The following is a 19,348-nucleotide window of genomic DNA, read 5'->3' on the forward strand; positions in this document are numbered from 1 at the left end:
TCAGGACAGCGGGAGCACGTCGGCGTCGAAGCAGGTGCGGTCGCCGGTGTGGCAGGCCGCACCGGTCTGGTCGACCTTCACCAGCAGGGTGTCGCCGTCGCAGTCCAGGGCCACCGACTTGACCGCCTGGACGTGGCCCGAGGTGTCGCCCTTCACCCAGTACTCGCGGCGGCTGCGGCTCCAGTAGGTGCAGCGGCCCGTGGTGAGGGTGCGGTGCAGCGCCTCGTCGTCCATCCAGCCGAGCATCAGCACCTCGCCGGTGTCGTACTGCTGGGCGATGGCCGGGACCAGCCCGTCCTCGGAGCGCTTGAGCCGCGCGGCGATCTCGGGTGCGAGGGCGGTGCTGCCGGGGGCGGCGGGTGTGGTGGACATGAGCACCATTGTGTCAGCCCGCCCCGGCTGCCCTGCGGGGCGGCGCTCCCCGCGCCGGAGCGCCGCCGGCAACGGGGCCGTTACGGGTGCAACTGCCCGGTGAGCTTGGGGCCGCCCTGCTTGTTGCTCGCGGTCAGGGTGCAGGTGTAGTCGCGCCAGCCCTGCTGGTAGTTGGCGGTCGCCGGGCCGAACTGGCGGCCGTAGTAGGTTTTCCCGTCGCCCTGCCGGGCCTTGGCGGCGGCTTCGGCCTCCTTGCAGCCGTCCCGCATGGCGAGCGCGAGCGGAATGTCGCCGGTGATGCCGTCCGCGAGCTTGAGGTCGGCGATCACCTCGCCGTCGTGGTCGCCGGCGCAGGGGCGTTCCTCGGGCTTGGTGATCACCGGGCTCAGCTGCGGGTGGTCGAAGCAGGCGCCGACCGGGAAGAACGCGTACGGCGGCTGCGGCGTGGGCGTAGGGGTGGGTGTCGGTGTCTGGGTGGCCGTGGGAGTCGGCGTGGGCGGCGGCGGCGCGGCGGCCGGCTTCTTGTCGTCCGGCCACAGCACCGCGGTGGCCACCACCGCGAGCAGGACGACCAGCACGGCGGCGACGGTGAGGACCAGGCCGCGGGACGGGCGGGGCCCGCCTGCGGACGGCGACTGCTCGGAGGTCATGGCCACGAGGATGGCCCACCCGTCCCCTCCCCGGCAGGCAGTTCGCCGAACTCCCCTCATCCGGGCTGCCATCCACACCTGCAGCGATGCCGTGGGACACTCCCTCAGGAGAACAAAAGCTATTCAGATGGACGGGATTCCGGTGTGGGCTCTCGGCATGCCGAGAGCCCACACCACAGTCAACCCTGCCATGAGTCGAGGGAAATGCTCGGACCATCGCCGAGGTAGCTGATCAGTGCCCCCTTAGTGGTGGAGACGAATTCGTCCGGTACGGCATCGACACCGACCCACGCCACTTCCGAGTGCTTGTCAGGCTCCCCGTTGGCAAGTTCGCCGGACCACCGATGAGCGGCGAAGACGACGGTCAGAAAGCCGTTGGGCGCCTCGACGCCCCGGGCCCCGTGGATGACGTGGGCCAGGCACAAATCCTCAGGGCTGACAACGAGTCCTGTCTCCTCCCTGAGCTCACGCACCGCGGTCTCCGTGATCGGCTCGCCGGGTTCGTTCTTGCCAACCGGCAGATCCCACATGCCCTGCGCAAACTTCGCCTTGGGCCCTCTCCGCAGGAGAACGACCCGCTGGGCTTCGAGATCATGGACGATGACAGCCGCGACCAGCAAGGTCATCGACTCCGTGGCCGGTTCGAGAGTGCTCTGATCAACGGTCGAGTGAGCCACGTCGGTCGGGTCCTTCCTGCGGTGCGGCTGTCATGTCAGTGCCTCGCGTACGCGGCGTTCCAAGTCAACGGCTCCTGGGACACCACGCCTACGGCAGACCGCCAAGCGTGGGCGAATCGAAGAGATCGCCTTTCTCGTCCGATCCGAAGTCATACCTTCCATCAGATCGAGCGCCCGCCCCCAGATCGCCACCGCCTCGTCCGCCCGCGCCTGCGCCTCCACGCTGTCGCCGAGATCGGCATAGGTGAGGGCATGGACTCTCCTGTACTTCTCGGCGTCCCAACGGATCAATGCGGCACGGTGCTGCCGCTCCGTTCCCACGTGATCTCCAAGATCAGTGAGAGTACGCGCCGTATGGCTGGCGACGGTGCCGGCTGCCGGTCCACTGACGAGCGAGAAGCTCGGCTGCTGATCGCCGCCACGGGTAAGCGAGTTCTCCGCTGCGAGGAGCGCCTTGGCTGCCGCAGGCTTATCACGGATTGCAGCAAAAGCGCGTGCATGGGTGATGTGGAGCAACGCTTCGGTCCTACTGTCCACCCGTCCGATGCTTCGGGTGAGCGCGTTCTCGATCAGCGCGACACAGTGGTTGGACAGCTTGAGGCTGAGCGCTTGGTGGCCAGGGCACGCATCATCCAACCGGCATGACCATGAGGATCGGCCTCGACAGCGAGCTGGTAGCCGACCTGGTAGTAGCGCTGGGCCGCGCCTTCTTGGCCGAGATCATGGTGCTTCCACCCCGCAAGGTAGCCAAGTTCAGCGACCGCCCCGAAGGCCCGACGCCGCGTATCTTCGTCAGGAAAACGGCCATTGAGCATCGGGGCTGCCGTGTCGGCAAGATAGGCGGTCACGGTCGTCAGTCCATGCCCGCCGCCGAGCCGTTCGTCCGCCGCGCTGAACACTGCCGTGATCTGTCGGACGACTTCGACTTCCAGCTCGCCCACCCTCGCCATGCCGGTTCGAGCTCGCATCAGACGCGAAACCGGTTCGGGGTCGTAGAGCAGCGGCATCGCCACTCCGGTGGTGGTAAAGGCAGCAGCAGCCAGGAAGGTCCGACGCTCCACATCGGCGCGACCGAGGTTGGCGGCCGCCTCCACTGGATCGAGACTCGCCGCCAACGACTCTTCCGGGCTCGCGAAGCCGAGTTCGGCGAGGGTGACGCGGCGCCCGGAGCGACGGGACAGCGCCTCCGCGATGTACTGACCTACTTGCCCGGTCGGCTGTGCGCCATTGATCCAGTGGACCACGGCGGACTTGTTGGTCAACAAGCTCTCGCCATTCTCCGCACCGACCCGCCGCACCGCGCCCGCCAACGACTCATAGGTACATCCGGCGGCTGAAATAGCCTCCCTGAGGCGGTGATTGGGCTCTTTGAACGTGGCCACGACCGATCCTCCGACTTGGAGCAGTAAACCGCGTAAACCACTCTACGTGTCGAATCGCCTACCCATCGTGCCCCTGGATCGGTTCACTGAACAGTGCCTGCCGGGACCACCTCCCGCAAACCCGGCCCCCTGTCGGTGCCACACCCGGCGCCGCCATCCCGACCACCACGTCGCTGTCCATGCACTCCCGACAGCGAAGCGTGGGATCAGGTGTGCCGGCAGCGGCGCCCGATCCGATTCATCCAGCACCACGTGCCCTCCGGCTCGCCATGCCGAAAGCCGGAACAGGAGGGAACCGATGGACAACACCCTGACCGCTCTGGCCGGGCAGATCGCCCAGCTGGACGCCGTGGACTCCGCCCCCTTGGAGCGGATGCGCCACGAAGCCCTGACCGCCCAGGCCCCCTGGAAGGAGGAGTACGGCGCCTACCAGTCCGGCGGCTGGTGGACCACCTCGCTGATGAACGCCTCCGGCGACGCCGCCGACGTGACGATCGGCGACTGCGCCGCCCGTCCGACCGACCTGCTGGGCCGGATGCCGGCCACCGCCGCATTCCTGGCCGACCTCGGCCTGGACTTCATGTGGGTGCGGCTCGCCCGGCTGGAGGGCAACGCCTTCCTCTGGGAGCACCGCGACTACGACGAGCTCGACCAGGTCGAGCGGCACCGGCTGCACATCCCGCTGCACACCAACAGGTCCGCCTTCCTGGTCACCGGCGGCACCAAGGTGCACATGACGGGCGGGCGGATCTGGCGGCTCACTCCGACCTACGCCCACGGGGTGTGCAACCTGCTCGGCCCGGACCGGATCCACCTGATCGCCGACGTGTACGCCGACGACGCCTACCGCCACCTGGCCCGACGTCCCGCGCTCAGCCCGGTGGTCGCGGAGCCGCTGCCCGTCGCCGACCAGACGGTCCTGGCCGCGCGGCTGGAAAACGCCCGCAACATGGCCACCCTCGGCTACACGGAGGCGGCCGAGCGGATGCTGCTGCGGCTCTTCTACACGTACGCCCTGCCGGAAGGCACGGTCTACGACCTGATCGCCGAACTGCACACCTCCCTCGGCGACATGGAGGCCGCGACGCGCTGGGAGACCGCCAAGCGCCGCCTCCTCGCGATCCCCGCCTGATCCCAGCCCGCACCCACGCCCGGAAGGAAGAAGCGCATGCCCACCCTGCAACTGGCGGCGATCACCCAGGCCAACCGGCCCGCGCAGCTGCCGCTGCTGTCGAAGCTCGCCGACGTCCTGGCCACCTCCCCGGCGGTGACCCACCTGATGGTCCGCGGGTCGCTGGCCCACGGCACCGCCGACCGCCTGTCCGACGTCGACTTCGTCGCCGGTGTCCACGACGCCCGGTTCCCGTCGTTCGTCGAGGCCCTGGACACCCTGATGCCGGTCGAGGCCGGCGCCCTGCTGCCCGGCTGGCGCGACACGATCGTCGCCGACCTCGGCGGCGTCGGGATGGTCTTCCTCGTCCCGGACGAAGGGAAGCTCCACCAGATCGACCTGTACGTCGCACCGGCCTCCCGGATCCCGCGGCTGCAGGAGACGGTCAGCACCGCCGTCCTCCTCGACCGCCGGCCCGGACCGGTCACCGCGCCGGACGTCGCGGCGGCCGAGAGCTTCGCCGCCGCGTTCCTCGCCCGGCCGCGCTCCTGCGCCGAGCTGCTGATCGAGCACCTGGTGCTGGCCGTTCTCCTGCACAAGCGGATCAAGCGTGGCCAGCGGTTCGTGGCGTACTCCGAGTGGCACCGGCTGCACACGGCCACGAAGGACCTGATCAAGACCGCCCTGGCCCCCGCCTCGCGGTTCTGGGGCTGGTACCAGCTGCGCGAGGAGATCGCCGTCACCCCGATCGGCCGCGCCTGCCTGGGCGACCTGGACGCCGCGATCAGCGGCCCGGCGATCCCGGAGGCGGCCGACGTCACCGAGGCGATCGAGCGGGTGCTCGCCCTGGCCGAGCGGGCCTGCCCGCAGGCGCTCGACGGCCTGCACGACGCCGTCGCCGCCTACCGCACCTACCAGGAGCTGGTGTGAACGCACTCCACCTCGCGGGCCCGGCGGCCAGCCGGGCCCGCGAGGGCCTGACCGCCGTCTTCTTCGGCGGCGTCGTCCCCGCCTCCGCCCAGGAGGAGGCGCTGGCCGAGGAGATCGGCCGGGCCCTGGCCCAGGCCAGCTACCAGCTTCTGCACGGCGGCTACAACGGGCTGATGGAGGCCGCCGCCCGCGGAGCCGGAGGCCAGGGAGCCACGGTCACCGCCGTCACGCTGACCGGCAAACACGACGAGTGGGGCGCGTTCAACCCCCACACCACCCTGTCCGTCCACGTGCCCGACCCCGGAGCCCGCCTCAACCACTACCTGGAGAACGCCGACCTGGTCGTCGCCATGGGCGGCGGAGTCGGCACCCTCCACGAGCTGACCGCCGCCCTCTACTACGCGACCACCATCCGGCCCGTGCCGGTCTGCCTCGCGGGCGCGTCGGCCCTTCGCCTGCTCGCCTTCCTGCGCGAGGAGCGGTGGCTGTACGAGACCCCGACCCGGCCGCTCGGCTTCCTCACCACCGTCGAGTCCGCCGACGCCTTCCGCGCCCACCTGTCCTCGCTCGGCACCACCCCGATCGGAGGAGCATGACCACCCGCACCCCACCGGCCGGCCTCGCCGCCCGGCTCGCCGAAACCGCGTGCGTCAACGCCCCGTTCAAGCTCGCCGACGGCGGACGGCTCGACGCGTACTTCGACGAGTACCGGCTCGCCTCCGACCCCGCGCTCCTGCGCGACACCGCCACCGCCATGGCCGACCTCGTCCCCGACGACGCCCAGGTGCTCGCCGGCATCGAACTCGGCGGCGTCCCCCTCGTCGTGGCGCTGTCCGCCGCCATCGGCCTGCCCGCCGTCTTCGTGCGCCGCAAGCCCAAGGGCTACGGATCGTTCCACCAGGTCGAGGGCCGTCCCATCGACGGCCGCCGCATCGTCCTCGTCGACGACGTGGTCCGCTCCGGCGCCCAACTGCTCCACATGGCACGCATCCTGCGGATGGTGGGCGGACCGGTCACCCACGCGCTCTGCGTCCTTGAGCGCCCGCTCGGCGGCCGGACGCTGCTGGCCGAGCACCGCGTCACCCTGAACTCGCTGTTCACCGAGGCCGACCTGCCGGCGCCCCGGGCGGGCGGTGCCGCGTGAAGCGGGCCGTGCTCTTCGACCTCGACGGCGTCCTCGTCGACAGCCGGGACGCCCAACTCGCCACCCTGGCAGGCTATGCGACCGCCGCGCTCGGCAGGCGGGTGACCGTCGCCGACCTCCCGACCGCCGCCGCGACCACCCCGCGCGAGTACGTCCTGTCCGACCTCGGGCTGGACGGACCGATCAACGAGGATGGCTGGGTCGCGGCGAGCGCCACGGCCACCCTGACCGCCGAGGTGTTCCCCTACGTCGCCGAAACCCTCGCCGCGCTCCGCGAGGCGGGAGTCGGCACCGGTGTCGTCACCCTGAGAAGCCGCGAACGGGTCAACTGGCTGCTGCCGCAGGACATCCTCGACCAGCTGGACACCGTCGTCTGCTACGAGGACGCCCAGCCCAAGCCCGCCCCTGACGGCGTGCTGCTCGCCCTCGAGCGGCTCGACGTCGCCCCGAGAGCGGGCATCTTCGTCGGCGACACCGAGACCGACATCCACGCCGCCCACGCCGCGGGCGTCACCGCCGTCGGAGCCGGCTGGGGCTTCGCCGGCCCTGAAGCGCTCACCCGGGCCGGAGCCCACCTCGTGATGCCCCGCGCCGACCACGCCGCCTTCGTCCTGCCCCTCCTGGTCGGCATCGGCCGTCAGGAGGACAACTCCAAGCGATCTTGACTCCGGAGCCGCTACTGTTGGTGGCGCAGTCGCAGCGCACCGTTGCGTCCGCTGTCGGCTGCGCCACCTCAGAGCGACGGAATACCGGAGTCATGGTCCACACCGTGGGGGCGCGAGCTATCTGCGCCGAGCTGGAGAACTGAGAACCACTCAGTCCTCGTTCTCGGCCCGGCTCGGCGTGTGATCACCCCCCACCTCTCCGCGACTCTTCCGTGAGGGCCCTACCGCCATGCGCTCGACGCAGATCCGCTCCACCTTCCTGGACTTCTTCACCACGCGCGGCCACCGCCACGTCCCGTCCAGCCCGCTCATCCCCTCCGACCCGACCCTGCTGCTGGCCAACGCCGGCATGAACCAGTTCAAGCCCTACTTCCTGGGCGAGGTCACCCCGGAGTACCCCCGCGCCACCACCATCCAGAAGTGCGCCCGCACCTCCGACATCGACAACGTCGGCCGCACCAACCGGCACGCCACGTTCTTCGAGATGATGGGCAACTTCTCCTTCGGCGACTACTTCAAGGCCGACGCCATCGCCTACGCCTGGGAACTCCTCACCCAGGGCTACAACCTGGAGAAGGACCGCCTCTGGATCACCGTCCACCAGGAGGACGACGAGGCCGAACAGCTCTGGCGCAAGATCGGCGTCCCCGCCGAGCGGATCCAGCGCCTCGGCGCGGACAACTTCTGGGACATGGGCGTCCCCGGCCCCTGCGGCCCCTGCTCCGAGGTCAACTACGACCGGGGCCCGGCCTTCGGGCGCGAGGGCGGCCCGGCCGTCGACGGCGAACGGTACGTCGAGATCTGGAACCTCGTCTTCATGCAGTCCATGCGCGGCGAGGACGACGACAACGGCACCTTCCCGATCCTCGGCAACCTCGCCCAGCAGAGCATCGACACCGGCCTCGGCCTCGACCGCCTCGCCGCGATCCTCCAGGACGTCGAGAACGTCTGCAGCACCGACCTCCTCCTGCCCACCCTGACCACCGTCCAGGAACTCGCCGGCCGTGACTACCCGGGCAGCGGTTCCGGTGGTGAGGAGAAAGTCTCGTTCCAGGTCGTCTCCGAGCACGCCCGTTCCATCGCCTACCTCATCGCGGACGGCGTGCTGCCCGCCAAGGACGGCCGCGGCTACGTCCTGCGCCGTCTGATGCGCCGGGCGATCCGGCACGCCCGCATGCTCGGCATCGACCAGCCCGTCCTCGCCCCGGCCACCGCCAGCGTCATCGCCAACCTCGGCGACGTCTGGCCCGAACTCACCGGCCAGGCCAGCCTCATCGAGCAGGTCGTCATCGCCGAGGAGGAGTCCTTCACCCGCACCCTCACCCAGGGCACCCGGCTGCTCAACGCCGCCATCACGCGCAGCCGTGAGGGCCGTTCCACTGCCCTCACCGGTGAGACCGCCTTCGAACTGCACGACACCTACGGCTTCCCCGTCGAGCTGACGATCGAGGCCGCCCGCGATGCCGGCCTGACCGTCGACGAGGACCGCTTCACCGCCCTGCTCGCGGAACAGCAGAAGCGCGCCAAGGCCGGCGGCAAGGCCAAGACCGCCGAGGCCCTGCGCCACCAGGACGCCTACCGCGAACTGTCCTCCCGCCACGGCCGCACCGACTTCGTCGGCTACGACCGCCTCGACACCGAAGCCACCGTCCTCGGCCTCATCTCCGACGGCACCGTCGTGCCCGGCGCCGACCAGGGCAGCACGCTCGAACTGGTCCTGGACCGCAGCCCGTTCTACGCCGAGTCCGGCGGCCAGGTCGGCGACAGCGGCACCATCCGCACCACCGGCGGTGCGCTCCTGGAGGTGCTGGACACCAGGCTCGGCCTGGAGGGCTTCCACGTGCACACCGTTCGCGTCTCCGGGGGTGAGATCCGGGCCGGCGAGCAGGCCGAAGCCCTGGTCGACGGCCCGCGCCGCGACGCCGTCGCCCGCTCCCACACCGCCACCCACGTCCTGCACGCCATGCTCCGCCGCACCCTCGGCGACCACGCCCGCCAGCACGGCTCCCTTGTCGACGCCGGCCGCCTGCGCTTCGACTTCGCCCACTTCTCCGCCCTCGACCCCACCCAGCTCGCCGCCATCCAGGCCCTCGTCAACGACCACCTCCTCGACGGCCCCGAAGTCCGCATCTGGCACGCCACCCGCTCAGAGGCCGAGGCTGCCGGAGCCACTGCCCTGTTCGGCGAGAAGTACGGCGACCACGTCCGCATCGTCGACATCGGCGACTTCTCCCGCGAACTCTGCGGCGGTACCCACGTTCCCCACGGCGCTGGCGCCGGCCCCGTCCGCATCCTCGGCGAAGCCTCCATCGGCTCCAACCTGCGCCGCATCGAAGCCCTCACCGGCCGCGACGCCCTCACCTACCACGACACCGAACGCCGTCTCCTCGAAGAACTCTCCGCCCTCCTCGGCACCCGCCCCCAGAACGCCCCCGACACCCTCCGCAAGCGCCTCGACGCCCTCACCACCGCCCAGCAGGAACTCGCCCGCCTCCGCGACACCGAGCTCCGCACCCGCGCCCAGCAACTCGCCGCCTCCGCCCGTACCGTCCCCGGCGGCCGGATCGTCGCCGAGAAGGTCACCGGCCTGGTCCCCGACGAACTCCGCGCCCTTGCCGCTAACACCGCCGACCTCCTGGGCAGCGACCACGCCGTCGTCGTCCTCGGCACCGAGCACGGCGGCAAGGCCCTCCTCGCCGCCGCCGTCACCCGCAGCCTCCACGACACCGGCGCCCAGGCCAGCCAGATCCTCGTCCCGGCGGCCCGCCTGGTCGGTGGCGGAGCCGGTGGCAAGGGCCCCGTCGCCAGCGCCGGCGGACGCCGCCCAGGGTCACTCGACCGAGCGCTCGCCCTGGCCGCCCAGGACGCAACCCAGGTTCTCGGGCAGTAGAGCCAGGCCGCCCTGGCACGGGCTGGAGGCTTTCCCTCCCCGGAGGTCCCGCCGGCCCGTGCCACCTCCGCCTCAGGCCGTCAAGTCCTTCTGCAAGACCACGCTCTCGTAGTTGGTCACATCCCACCGCCACGTCCCGACTGGCGCGTACCCCCGCCTGCGGTACCAGCCCACCAACTCGACGGCCTCGGCCGACGTATCGATGACAGCCACCGTGGAACCGAGCGCAACGATGCGATCCTCCACCAAGGTCAACAGCCGCTGCCCGAGACCCGTCCCCCGATACGTGGGATCCACTGCGAGCTGCCAGAACGAGCCCGCCCCGGCCGTAGCCGGATACCCCTCGGGCGCCACGTAGGGGGCCGCCACCGTCACCGACCCCACCATCTTGTCGTTCCGGAACGCGAGCCAGCACTCCCCCGTCGCCACACGGTCAGCCGTGTCCTGGACTGACTGGTACGACGCGAAGAAGACCCGTCCAGCCTCTGCGTGCTGAGCGTAAGCGCAGTGGAGTAGACCGGTTAGATCATCCACGGAATCGCCAGCCTCGAAACGCCGCACCACAACACCCGCACAAAGGCCTGGCGGTTTGGGTGTGCCGGTTGATCGCACTGTCACACAACAAGTGTCGGCCTGGTGCTGGCGTCCGGCATGTCGATGTCCAGGCTGGACAATTTCTCGACGTGTCGCGACCGATCTCCACCCCGAACCGATCCTGGTCAACGGCCTCGCTTAGGAAGCTACCGCAGGTGTCTGACCGGCCTGTCATGCTTCCCACATGGCCAGCAAGAGAAAGAGGCAGCAAGGGCGAGGCCGTCCCATCGCGGCCGCACAGCAGAGCGAACCAAGCAGCGGAAGCGCCGAGGCTCTATGGACGACAACACGTTCGGGCGCGCGCTGGGCGCGGGTTCCACTACCAGGATGCCGTTGGAGCGTGGCTGTGCGGACGTGTTCTCTCCGGTGCCATCGGCGCCGATCGGATCGTTCCGGAGGGTCTGGAAGACCTGTCATGTGACGGGCCGACGCCCTGGCACGTCCAGGTCAAGTCCCGACAAGAGCGTATCGGCGATTTCACCGCACCTGAAGTGGCCGAGCACCTCGTCACCATGGCCAAGGCGCACGCAAAGCGCGCCCGCGCAGGGGTGTCTGGTCAACCGCTCCTTGTGCTCGAACGACCAGTGGAAGGTGAGTCGTTCACCCGGTGGGGCCAGCCTTTGATCGATCTCCCGAAAGATCACCGGTTGCTGAACGCGTTCAGGATGAAGGCTGTGAAGGCCGGCCTGAACAGCGACGAGCTCGAAACGTGGTGTGACGCCGTCAGCCTCTATGTTTTGCCATGGGGTCTCGCCGCAGAGGGCACTCGTAGCGCAGTGGTGCAGCGACTCGGCTTGCTGCCCGTAGCAGCAGAGGCTGCCGTACTGGCCCTGCGCAGCACCGTGGCAAGCCGTGCCGACGCCAACGCCGAGACCAGCCTGTCAGAAGCTGCTGGGCTGAGCCGCACGGACATCCTCCGGATCGTGACCGAGGTTGCCGAGACCATCGACCATGCGTCGCTGGGGGAGGCACTGTCCGCAGGAATCTGCGAACCAGTGGACTTCGATCGGCCACTTGAGGCGGCCGGCTTCTACGAAGGCATCGATGTCCAGCCTGGCCATATCGCAGCTGGGCTACCGGCTCCCAGGCCGGTGTTGGCCGGGCAGATCGCGGATGCAATCAATCGTGGCCAGAGCGTTCTCGTTGCAGGCCCCTCCGGCGTCGGTAAGTCCACCGTGATGTGGACGGCCGCCTATGCGACCAGGCATGTGCTCTGGTACCGGATTCGGCGGCTCCGAGCCGAGGACATCGCACCGCTGGTACGGCTGGTCAGGGCGTTGAAGCCGTCGACCCGGTCTCCGGTTGGCTTCGTGGTGGACGGCGTCGGGATCGGAGCGGCCGACGCCTGGGATACCCTCCACCGTGAACTCGCGCCGATCCCCGGTGCCTTGTTGTTGGGCTCCGTCAGGAGTGAGGACCTCCTACCCCTCCGAAGCCAGGCCGATTGCGTCCAGATCACGGTATCGCTCGACGAAGAGGTCGCGGAGCAGATCCACGCCGGGCTGTCGGCGTCCGGTGCCACGACGGCTCCGCACTGGCGTGAAGCGTACGAAGCAGCGGACGGGCTGACCCTGGAGTTCACACACCTCCTCACCCGTGGACGAAGGCTCTCCGACGTCCTGTCGGAACAGGTCGAACGGAGGGTGTTCGAGGGACGGCAGGCGGAAATCGAGATCCTGGCCAGGACCTCGATCGCCCACCGATGGGGCGTCGATCTGCCCCTTCGAGCTCTTCAACAGCAACTCGGTCTTGGGGACTCGGACCTTCGCATCGCTCTGTCCCGTCTGGCGGATGAACATCTTGTCCACGAGCAGCTGGGGCGGCTGTCAGGGCTGCACCAGCTACGTTCGTCCCGCCTGGCCGACGCCGTGCATGCGCTCCCGCCGCCGGTTCTGGACGAGACCGTGATCGCGGTGATGCAGCTACTGGCGGATACGCAGCTCCAACCCTTCGTCGTCGGTGTTCTCTCCGACCGCCCCGACCTGGATTCCGTCGTGCTGGACCAGATCACAGTCGAACTCGCACGCAGGTCGGGCATGGAGGCCACTGTCGGCGCGCTGCAGGCACTTCGCCTGGTCGACGTCACCCGCTGTGCCACCGGCTGGGCGCAAATCCTCGACCGACACCAAGTCCCACCTGCTCTGCGTCCCACGACCTTGCAGTTCGCACTGATGGATGGGGACCTGCTCCCGAACCTGAAAGACGAAGTCGAAGCTGCCATCCCCGAGATCCGTGCGACCAGTTCATCTGGTTCGCCTCTGCGCGACGCACTAACAGATCGGCTCGGGACGACCACCACTGGTCTTCTCCTGTCCCAGTGCGACGACCCTGCCGAAGCCCAACGGCTGCTGGCCGTACTCGCCGGAGTAGAACTGGACATCACAGGCTGGCCCTCGATGCTCTCCGACTCGCCGTTTAGCCGAGTGCTTGCCGCTGCACCTGTCGAGTCACTGGGAGACATCTTCACCGCAGCTGGCGCCGTGTCAGTGGGGTTGGCTGGAGAGCTGTTGCGACTCGCGGGCGGCGAGGAATACGTCCTGAGTGCATTGACGGCACATTCGCCATGGGTAACTGAGGCGTCTGTTGTTGAGCGGGATGGCAGCCGCGTGGCGTACGCCCGTCTGCTGCATGTCTCTGATCAGGCCCAGCCGGACTCGGAGCGGGCACTCCAGGATTTCGGGCGGACCCTCCTACGGTGTCTCCCGGAATGCGACAGTGTGGACGTTCAGAGTCTGCTACCTGGCGGTGTCCCTCTGGCCATCGGTGACTTCATCAGTGGAGTCAGTCACCTGAAGCGCCGGTATGACAGTTCACCGACCCAGGTGGCATGGCTTCGGGCCCGCTCGCTGATCGGCGCGATGGCGGCCAATGCTGCCGACTGGACCACACGAACTGCCACCGCCTGCGCCGAACTCCCTACACTGCACCGCTACCTGACGGAGCTGACGCGAATCTGGTGCACCGGCCGCCACCCAAGGGACCCCAACGACCTAAGCACGATGCAAACGAAGCTGCAGGAGTGGGCCAACTCACTGGTCCGCCCTGTGGACATCTCCTTTCTGTCCACGCTGCCCGTCGGCAAAGTCGCACCAGGCGGCGGTGCCGATAGCCTGCAAATGCTCGTGAACGGGATCGCCGAGAACCTCACACGAAGGATCGGCGACCCTCAGCAGTATGCGGCGCTAGCCGGTTATGTCGGCGAAAACCTCAAGGGCCTCGCGTTGCGCGTACGGGACGAGGAACGCTGGCACCTCATCGGCCAGGAACCACCGGATGTCCTCGACCAACTGGCGACGATTCTCGCCGACCTGCACGTCGTTCTGGCTGAACTCGTCTGGGGAGCGCTCGGACCGAAGCCGCTAACGGCTGAGGCCCGATCCGGACCTTCCACACAAGCGCTCGCCCGGGCGGCGAACCTTGCCCGCCGGGTCGCCGAAGCACGGTCAGTCGCTGCCCCGCTGAAGCTCCAGGCCGACGCTGGGGCCGCAGGGCTCCGCATAAGCGTCTACACCAGACCAATCTCCGACCCCGGCACGACGGAGTGGCCTGCCATGGAACTGGCCGTGGGCGTGGAGCTCAACGAACTCACCGAGTGGCAGACGGCGCTGGAACAGTTGAGCACCCTGCTGAAGCACAACCCGGGCTCTCAGGGAAGCCGTAGGGCAGTCCTGCTTGTACCTCTGATCGCCGGCAGGCCGGTCAGACTCATGGCGCAGCAACTCCAGACGACGCTGTGGCCTGGAAGTGAACTCTTCGACACTTGGAAGACAGCACTGCCCGCGGCACACCCGACCCCACTCACCGATGCCTGCATCGATGCTCACCAGGCCCTTCAATGCCTCTCCGGATTGGCTTACCTTGCAAGCGTTCGGGACATCGACCCTCGGCATCAGGAAGTCGCAGACCAGGCGGCGGCGCGGTTCCACCAGGCGTGCCGCGCCATCGCGGAACTCCGGCTGGGAAATTCGGTCGCCGAGACGGTCGTCGGCTTCCTTGAGGGCCTGGCTCTCCGGGTGGATGGTGAAGCCACCGAGGCCGAAGCCCTCCGAAACTCAGGCATTCCGACCCTTGCCGCCGCCATCGCTCATGGCGCAACCGGCCACCCAAACGATGACTATCGGCAACTGGATGGTCTGACAACGATCGCCCTTCAGTGGGATCTCGACCCCGCTCGGGCAGCACGACTCCTCGCCGGAGTCGATGTCTGAACCACAAAGACCGGGGCCCATGACCGATGCTGCCCGCCGCCCCCGGGCAGCGAGGCGGGCAGCATCAAAGCCCGGAACGACAGACGGTGGCCTCCCCCTGCGAGAAGGCAGCCGTCAGAAGTCAGCACGCGGATTCACCACTCACGGCGCACGAGAGAACTGGTCGAGCACACGTAAACCACGCCACCTCTCATGAAGTCTGATCCCGCCTGCCCGCCGTCCGTCCACCAGCGCGGACGACGGCCCCGACCGAACCGGTCGGGGCCGTCGTTGCCGGCGTGCCGCGAGCGGCCGCCGGGCTGCGGGTCAGGCCGTCCGGCCGGGGGCCGGGCGGGGCAGGCGGCGGAGCGCCCAGACGGCCGCCGCGAGGGCGAAGCCGTAGACGGACACCAGCCCGTGGCCGTTCTCCTGGGCGAGCCACATGGCGAGGCCCAGCGCGGGGACGCCGGCGGCCAGGGCGATCTCCTTGGGGAGGCGGGTGCGGGTGAGGAGGGCGAGGGCGAGGGTGGCGCCGAGGAAGTAGGTGGCGCCGGAGCTGCCGGCGAAGTTGCGCGGGTCGGTGCTGGGGCCGCCGCCGAGGCCGAGCAGGGTGTCGATGCGGCCGGGCAGCAGGATGCCGGCGAGGAAGAAGCCGAGGGTGAGCGGACCGCCCCAGTACCAGTGGGCGAGCGCGGCGACGGCGGCGAGGGTGACGAGGTTCCACAGGCCGCCGAACAGGCCGCCGTTCTGCATGAACACCGAGGTGAGCTCGCGCCACCAGCCGGACTTGGCGGGGTCCGCGTCCAGCGCGTCCATCGCGCCGGACCAGAGGAGTTGGAGCAGCACGCCCGCGACGGCGACCGCGGTCAGGGCGATCGCGGCCCACGGGAGCGGGCGTCCGCGCAGGGTGTCGCGGCCCACCACGCCGAGCCCGCAGTTGACCATCATGACCATCAGTGCGGCCGTGGTCACGTTGAAGACGATCGCCCCCATGTCCGGCTCCTCCCCCTGGCTCCGGCGTTTTCCAACACCGTTCGAAAACTTGATGGGGCAAAGCTAGCACAGTTTTCGAACGGTGTTGGAAAACGCTGTACGGTGAGGTCATGAAGCTCACCAAGGACCGCATCGTCGACGCGGGCATGGCCGTCTTCGCCGAGGTCGGCTACCAGAACCTGTCCATGCGCCAGGTCGCCGACCGGCTCGACGCCCACGCGGGCAGCCTCTACTACCACGTACGCGGCAAGGACGAACTCCTCGCCCTGATGGCCGACCGGGTCTGTCTCCGGGCCTACGACGCCGGCACCCGAGCCCTCACCGCACTCCCACCCACCGCCACCTGGCAGGACCGCACACAGGCCCAGGCCACCGCCCTGCGCCTGAGCATCAAGCAGCACCCCGGCGGCGCCCAACTCCTCGCCGAGAGCCCCGGCATGCTCAGCACCGGCGCCCTCTCCCTGATGGAACGCCTCCTGCGCACCCTCCTCGACGCCGGCCTGCCCGCCGACCACTGCCACATCGCCGCCGACACCCTGCTCAGTCACGTCACCGGCTTCGTCCTCCAGGAACAGAACCAGCCCGCGACACCCCCACCCGTCACCGCCGAGCTCTACTCCGAACTGCGCGAACGGTTCCCCCTCCTCATGGACCCGTCCACACCCCGCCACAGCCAGGACGAGAAGTTCGCGCGAAGCGTCCGCCTGCTCTGCGCCGGCATCGCGACGCTCCCCTAGGGCGTGTCTGACCCGCCGCGCACCCGGCGGGAATGGTCAGACACGCCCTAGGCTGACGGCATGTCGAACCACGCCCTCGCCGAACGCCACCGGCTCGCCCAACTCCTCACCGCCGCCGGGCCGGACGCGCCCACGCTCTGCGCCGGGTGGACCACCCGGGACCTCGCCGCCCACCTGGTGGTCCGGGAGCGCCGGCCCGACGCGGCGGCCGGCATCCGGGTCGGGGCGCTGGCCGGGTGGACGCGGCGGGTGCAGGACGGGTACGCCGAGCGGCAGTACGAAGAACTGGTGCGGCTGTTCCGGGCCGGGCCTCCGGTCTACTCCCCGTTCGCCCTGCCCGGCGCGGACGAGGCGGCGAACACGGTGGAGTACTTCGTCCACGCCGAGGACGTCGTACGGGCGGCCGAGGACTGGACCGCTCAGCCCGTGCCGCCCGGGCGCGCCGAGGCCCTCTGGCGCCGCCTCCCGCTCATCGCCCGCCTGGAGGCGGGCCGCCGCTCCCCCGTCCGCCTGGCACTCACCCACCCGGACGGCCGTTCCCTCACCGTCGGCCCGGCCGGAGCCGCCACCGTCCGCGTCACCGGAGAACCCGGCGAGCTGGTGCTCTTCACCTACGGCCGCGGGGCCCTGACCGCCCTCGCCGTCGACGGTGCCTCCGACGCCGTCGAGGCCCTGCGCCACGTCCTTCCCCTGCCCCCGAGGTAGCAGCGGAACGGGGGCCGGGTGGCCGCCGGCCCACGCGCGGCCGGGGGTGGGCGGTCAGCTTCCGGGGCGGCCCTTGGAGACGAACAGCTGGACGACGCCGTTCGCCGCCGCGGTGCGCCCGGCCTGCGGCTCGGAGTTGACGACCGACCCGGCGGGCACCTTCCAGTCGGTGAGTTCGTGGACCTCGTAGCGCAGCCCGGCCGCGTCCAACAGCCGGGTGGCGGCGTCCCGGGACAGGCCGGTGACCGCGGGGACGGTCACGGTCGCGGTGCCGCGCGCGGGCGGGGCGACGGGGGAAGGGGTGCCTTCGGTCGCCGACGGCGCGAGCGCGGACGCCGACACCGGGGCGGAAGGAGCGGAAGAAGCGGCAGGGGAGGCGGGCGGGGCAGGGGCCGGTGGCGCTGACTGGACGGCCGGGCCCGGCGCGGTCCCCGCCGGGCCGTCGCCGCCGCCCGGCGATCCGGGCAGGAGCAGGGCCGCGCCCGTCGCGATGGCGGCCACCGCCGCCACCGCCGCGACCCCGGCGAGAGCGGTGCGACGGCGCACCGCGCGCCGGATTCCGGCGGCGTCGATCACGGGGGTGGGGGTGTTGTCGGCGAAAGCGGTCATGGCGGCGAGGAGTTCCTTGTCGAAGCCGGGGTCGGGGGCGGGGGCGGAAGCGGGGTCCTGGGGCGGGAAGCGGATCATCACGCACCTTCACGCGAGGTCGACGACGCGGACGGGACGTCCTGCCGGGGCAGCGCGGCCCGCAGTTTCGCGAGCCCGCGGGCGAGTTGCGAGCGCACGGCGCCGGGGGAGATGTCGAGGGTCTGCGCGATCTCCCGGTCCCCCAGGTCGTGGAGGTAGTACAGGACGACCACGGTGCGCATCCCCATCGGCAGGGTGTGCAGCGCCGCGACGAGCTCGGCGCGCAGCTCCACCGACCGGTAGGCGTCGCGGGGGTCGGGGCGCTCGATGACGGGTTCCGGCGCGGGGCGCTCACCCGAGCGGTGCAGGCGCCGCCAGCGGTCGTTGGCCAGGTTCACCAGGATCCGGCGCACGTACGCCTCGGGCACCTCCGCGCGCGCGACCCGCCGCCAGTGTCGGCAGGCCCGTTCCAGGGCCTCCTGCACCAGGTCCTCCGCGGTGTGCGCGTCCCCGGTGAGCACGTACGCCGTGCGGAACAGCGCGCCCGCACGCTGTTCCACGAACTCGACGAAGTCGATCCCGGGACTGGCCCTGCGCAGCCTCACCCGCGGCCTCACTCTCTCTCCCGCCGTCTCTTCCGCCCCCCTGACGGCCCCCGTCCGCCCGCTGCTGCACCGCGGGCGGGGAAGTGACGCGGCTCACAGCGGGCCCCGGCCGCCTCCCCGGCTGTCCCAGGCCGTCCCGGGCCGTCCCCGGCCACCTCCCAGGCCGTCCCCCCGGCGGCTTCCCCGGCTGCGGATGTCAGTGCCCGGGTGCAGACTCGCAGGTGGCCGGGGTCCGCCCCGGGCCACCCGGCCGTCCCATCCGTCGAAGGGCACACCGCCATGCTCACCACCGACTTCCCCATCGGCTCGCCCTGCTGGATCGACCTGGGCAGCCCGGACATCCCCGCCACGGCCGCGTTCTACAGCACGGTCTTCGGCTGGACGTTCCTGGAGATCCCCGACACCGGTGGCTACGGCTTCGTCCAGCTGAACGGGAAGACCGTCGGCGCGATCGGCTCGCTCAACGAGGGTGACCCGTCCACCTGGACGACGTACTTCCGCAGCTCCGACGCGGACGCCACCGCCAATGCCGTCCGGCAGGCCGGCGGCAAAGTCCTGGTCGAGCCGATGGACGTGATGCAGGAGGGCCGACTGGCGCAGTTCTCGGACCCGCAGGGCGCCCGGTTCGCCGTCTGGCAGTCCGGCAACACCAAGGGCCTGGACGCCGTGTCGGAGGAGGGCGCCCTGGTCTGGGCCGAACTGCACACCTCCGACCAGGACGGCGCCTTCGCCTTCTACCGGCAGCTGTTCGGCTGGCGGGTGGAGAACTTCGAGCCGTCGCCGGGCATGACCTACCGGGTGCTCTCCACCGCCGAGGGCGACCAGCGGGACACCAGCTTCGGCGGCATCGCCCCGACGATGTCCCCGGAGCAGCCCTCCGCCTGGACGCCGTACTTCGCCGCCGAGGACGTGGACGCGGTGATCGCCAGGGCGACGGCGGCCGGCGGCTCGGTGCTGATGCCGGCCGCGGACGTGGAGAACGTCGGCCGGCTGGCCTGGCTGGCGGACCCGAACGGCGCCCCCTTCGCGCTGATCAAGGGCGAGCCCCAGGAGTCCTGAGGGTGCGGCGAGGGCCCGCG

17 protein-coding genes and 1 pseudogene are annotated in these 19,348 nt (G+C 70.2%); 10 read left to right on the forward strand and 8 right to left on the reverse strand.

Annotation, left to right across the window (positions count from 1 at the left end; all coding sequences use genetic code 11):
- The 4 genes and pseudogenes from hisI to ACGFSC_RS37100 all read right to left on the reverse strand — a co-directional run bounded on the left by hisI (window position 1) and on the right by ACGFSC_RS37100 (window position 3,081).
- Window positions 1-372 carry a phosphoribosyl-AMP cyclohydrolase gene (gene hisI / locus ACGFSC_RS37085; protein WP_359910212.1) on the reverse strand — a complete coding sequence of 124 codons (372 nt, stop codon included), beginning with the start codon at window positions 370-372 and terminating at the stop codon, window positions 1-3.
- Between the two features lie 80 nt (window positions 373-452).
- Window positions 453-1,022, reverse strand: coding sequence for a hypothetical protein (locus tag ACGFSC_RS37090; protein WP_359910215.1), 570 nt, complete (start codon window positions 1,020-1,022; stop codon window positions 453-455).
- A gap of 179 nt (window positions 1,023-1,201) precedes the next feature.
- The gene (locus ACGFSC_RS37095; protein WP_359910217.1) at window positions 1,202-1,648 is read right to left on the reverse strand and encodes an NUDIX domain-containing protein; all 447 of its coding nucleotides are present in this window, start codon (window positions 1,646-1,648) and stop codon (window positions 1,202-1,204) included.
- 81 nt (window positions 1,649-1,729) lie between these two features.
- Window positions 1,730-3,081 (reverse strand): annotated as a pseudogene (locus ACGFSC_RS37100) (tetratricopeptide repeat protein).
- 298 nt (window positions 3,082-3,379) lie between these two features.
- On the opposite strand from ACGFSC_RS37100, the gene ACGFSC_RS37105 reads away from it, so the two are divergent.
- The 6 genes from ACGFSC_RS37105 to alaS all read left to right on the forward strand — a co-directional run bounded on the left by ACGFSC_RS37105 (window position 3,380) and on the right by alaS (window position 9,821).
- On the forward strand, window positions 3,380-4,213 hold the full coding sequence (locus ACGFSC_RS37105; protein ID WP_359910219.1) for an aspartyl/asparaginyl beta-hydroxylase domain-containing protein: 834 nt from the start codon (window positions 3,380-3,382) through the stop codon (window positions 4,211-4,213).
- 36 nt (window positions 4,214-4,249) lie between these two features.
- On the forward strand, window positions 4,250-5,122 hold the full coding sequence (locus ACGFSC_RS37110) for a hypothetical protein (protein ID WP_359910222.1): 873 nt from the start codon (window positions 4,250-4,252) through the stop codon (window positions 5,120-5,122).
- Window positions 5,119-5,718 carry an LOG family protein gene (locus ACGFSC_RS37115; protein WP_359910225.1) on the forward strand — a complete coding sequence of 200 codons (600 nt, stop codon included), beginning with the start codon at window positions 5,119-5,121 and terminating at the stop codon, window positions 5,716-5,718. Before ACGFSC_RS37110 ends, ACGFSC_RS37115 begins: the two co-directional genes overlap by 4 nt.
- Entirely contained in the window at window positions 5,715-6,266 is a 552-nt protein-coding gene (locus ACGFSC_RS37120; protein ID WP_359910228.1) for a phosphoribosyltransferase family protein, read from the forward strand. Before ACGFSC_RS37115 ends, ACGFSC_RS37120 begins: the two co-directional genes overlap by 4 nt.
- Window positions 6,263-6,931 carry an HAD family hydrolase gene (locus ACGFSC_RS37125; protein WP_359910231.1) on the forward strand — a complete coding sequence of 223 codons (669 nt, stop codon included), beginning with the start codon at window positions 6,263-6,265 and terminating at the stop codon, window positions 6,929-6,931. Before ACGFSC_RS37120 ends, ACGFSC_RS37125 begins: the two co-directional genes overlap by 4 nt.
- Window positions 6,932-7,160: 229 nt before the next feature.
- Window positions 7,161-9,821: an alanine--tRNA ligase gene (alaS, locus tag ACGFSC_RS37130; protein ID WP_359910233.1), complete on the forward strand. Its 2,661-nt coding sequence runs from the start codon at window positions 7,161-7,163 to the stop codon at window positions 9,819-9,821.
- Between the two features lie 72 nt (window positions 9,822-9,893).
- On the opposite strand, the gene ACGFSC_RS37135 is transcribed toward alaS, so the two are convergent.
- Complete coding sequence (locus ACGFSC_RS37135) at window positions 9,894-10,355, reverse strand: GNAT family N-acetyltransferase (protein WP_359910235.1); 462 nt, start codon at window positions 10,353-10,355, stop codon at window positions 9,894-9,896.
- Window positions 10,356-10,906: 551 nt separating this feature from the next.
- Here ACGFSC_RS37135 and ACGFSC_RS37140 point away from each other — a divergent pair.
- A complete protein-coding gene (locus tag ACGFSC_RS37140) occupies window positions 10,907-14,623 on the forward strand; it encodes a hypothetical protein (protein WP_392864729.1) in 3,717 nt (1,238 codons plus the stop codon).
- Window positions 14,624-14,929: 306 nt separating this feature from the next.
- Here ACGFSC_RS37140 and ACGFSC_RS37145 read toward each other — a convergent pair whose 3' ends face one another.
- Entirely contained in the window at window positions 14,930-15,595 is a 666-nt protein-coding gene (locus tag ACGFSC_RS37145) for a hypothetical protein (RefSeq protein WP_359908275.1), read from the reverse strand.
- Between the two features lie 110 nt (window positions 15,596-15,705).
- Between ACGFSC_RS37145 and ACGFSC_RS37150 the strand changes: the two genes are divergently transcribed.
- Both ACGFSC_RS37150 and ACGFSC_RS37155 read left to right on the forward strand, forming a co-directional pair.
- Window positions 15,706-16,332 carry a TetR/AcrR family transcriptional regulator gene (locus ACGFSC_RS37150; protein WP_359908277.1) on the forward strand — a complete coding sequence of 209 codons (627 nt, stop codon included), beginning with the start codon at window positions 15,706-15,708 and terminating at the stop codon, window positions 16,330-16,332.
- 60 nt (window positions 16,333-16,392) lie between these two features.
- Window positions 16,393-17,037, forward strand: coding sequence for a TIGR03085 family metal-binding protein (locus ACGFSC_RS37155; RefSeq protein WP_359908280.1), 645 nt, complete (start codon window positions 16,393-16,395; stop codon window positions 17,035-17,037).
- 54 nt (window positions 17,038-17,091) lie between these two features.
- Here the strand turns inward: ACGFSC_RS37155 and ACGFSC_RS37160 are convergent, their stop codons facing one another.
- Entirely contained in the window at window positions 17,092-17,724 is a 633-nt protein-coding gene (locus tag ACGFSC_RS37160; protein ID WP_359908283.1) for a PASTA domain-containing protein, read from the reverse strand.
- A complete protein-coding gene (locus ACGFSC_RS37165; RefSeq protein WP_380358256.1) occupies window positions 17,724-18,269 on the reverse strand; it encodes a SigE family RNA polymerase sigma factor in 546 nt (181 codons plus the stop codon). The genes ACGFSC_RS37160 and ACGFSC_RS37165 overlap by 1 nt, the downstream gene beginning before the upstream one ends.
- A gap of 279 nt (window positions 18,270-18,548) precedes the next feature.
- Between ACGFSC_RS37165 and ACGFSC_RS37170 the strand changes: the two genes are divergently transcribed.
- Complete coding sequence (locus ACGFSC_RS37170) at window positions 18,549-19,328, forward strand: VOC family protein (RefSeq protein WP_359908286.1); 780 nt, start codon at window positions 18,549-18,551, stop codon at window positions 19,326-19,328.
- Window positions 19,329-19,348: the final 20 nt, after the last annotated feature.

It is taken from the genome of Kitasatospora sp. NPDC048715, assembly GCF_043198905.1.
In the GTDB taxonomy this organism is placed as follows: Bacteria; Actinomycetota; Actinomycetes; order Streptomycetales; family Streptomycetaceae; genus Kitasatospora; species Kitasatospora lactacystinica.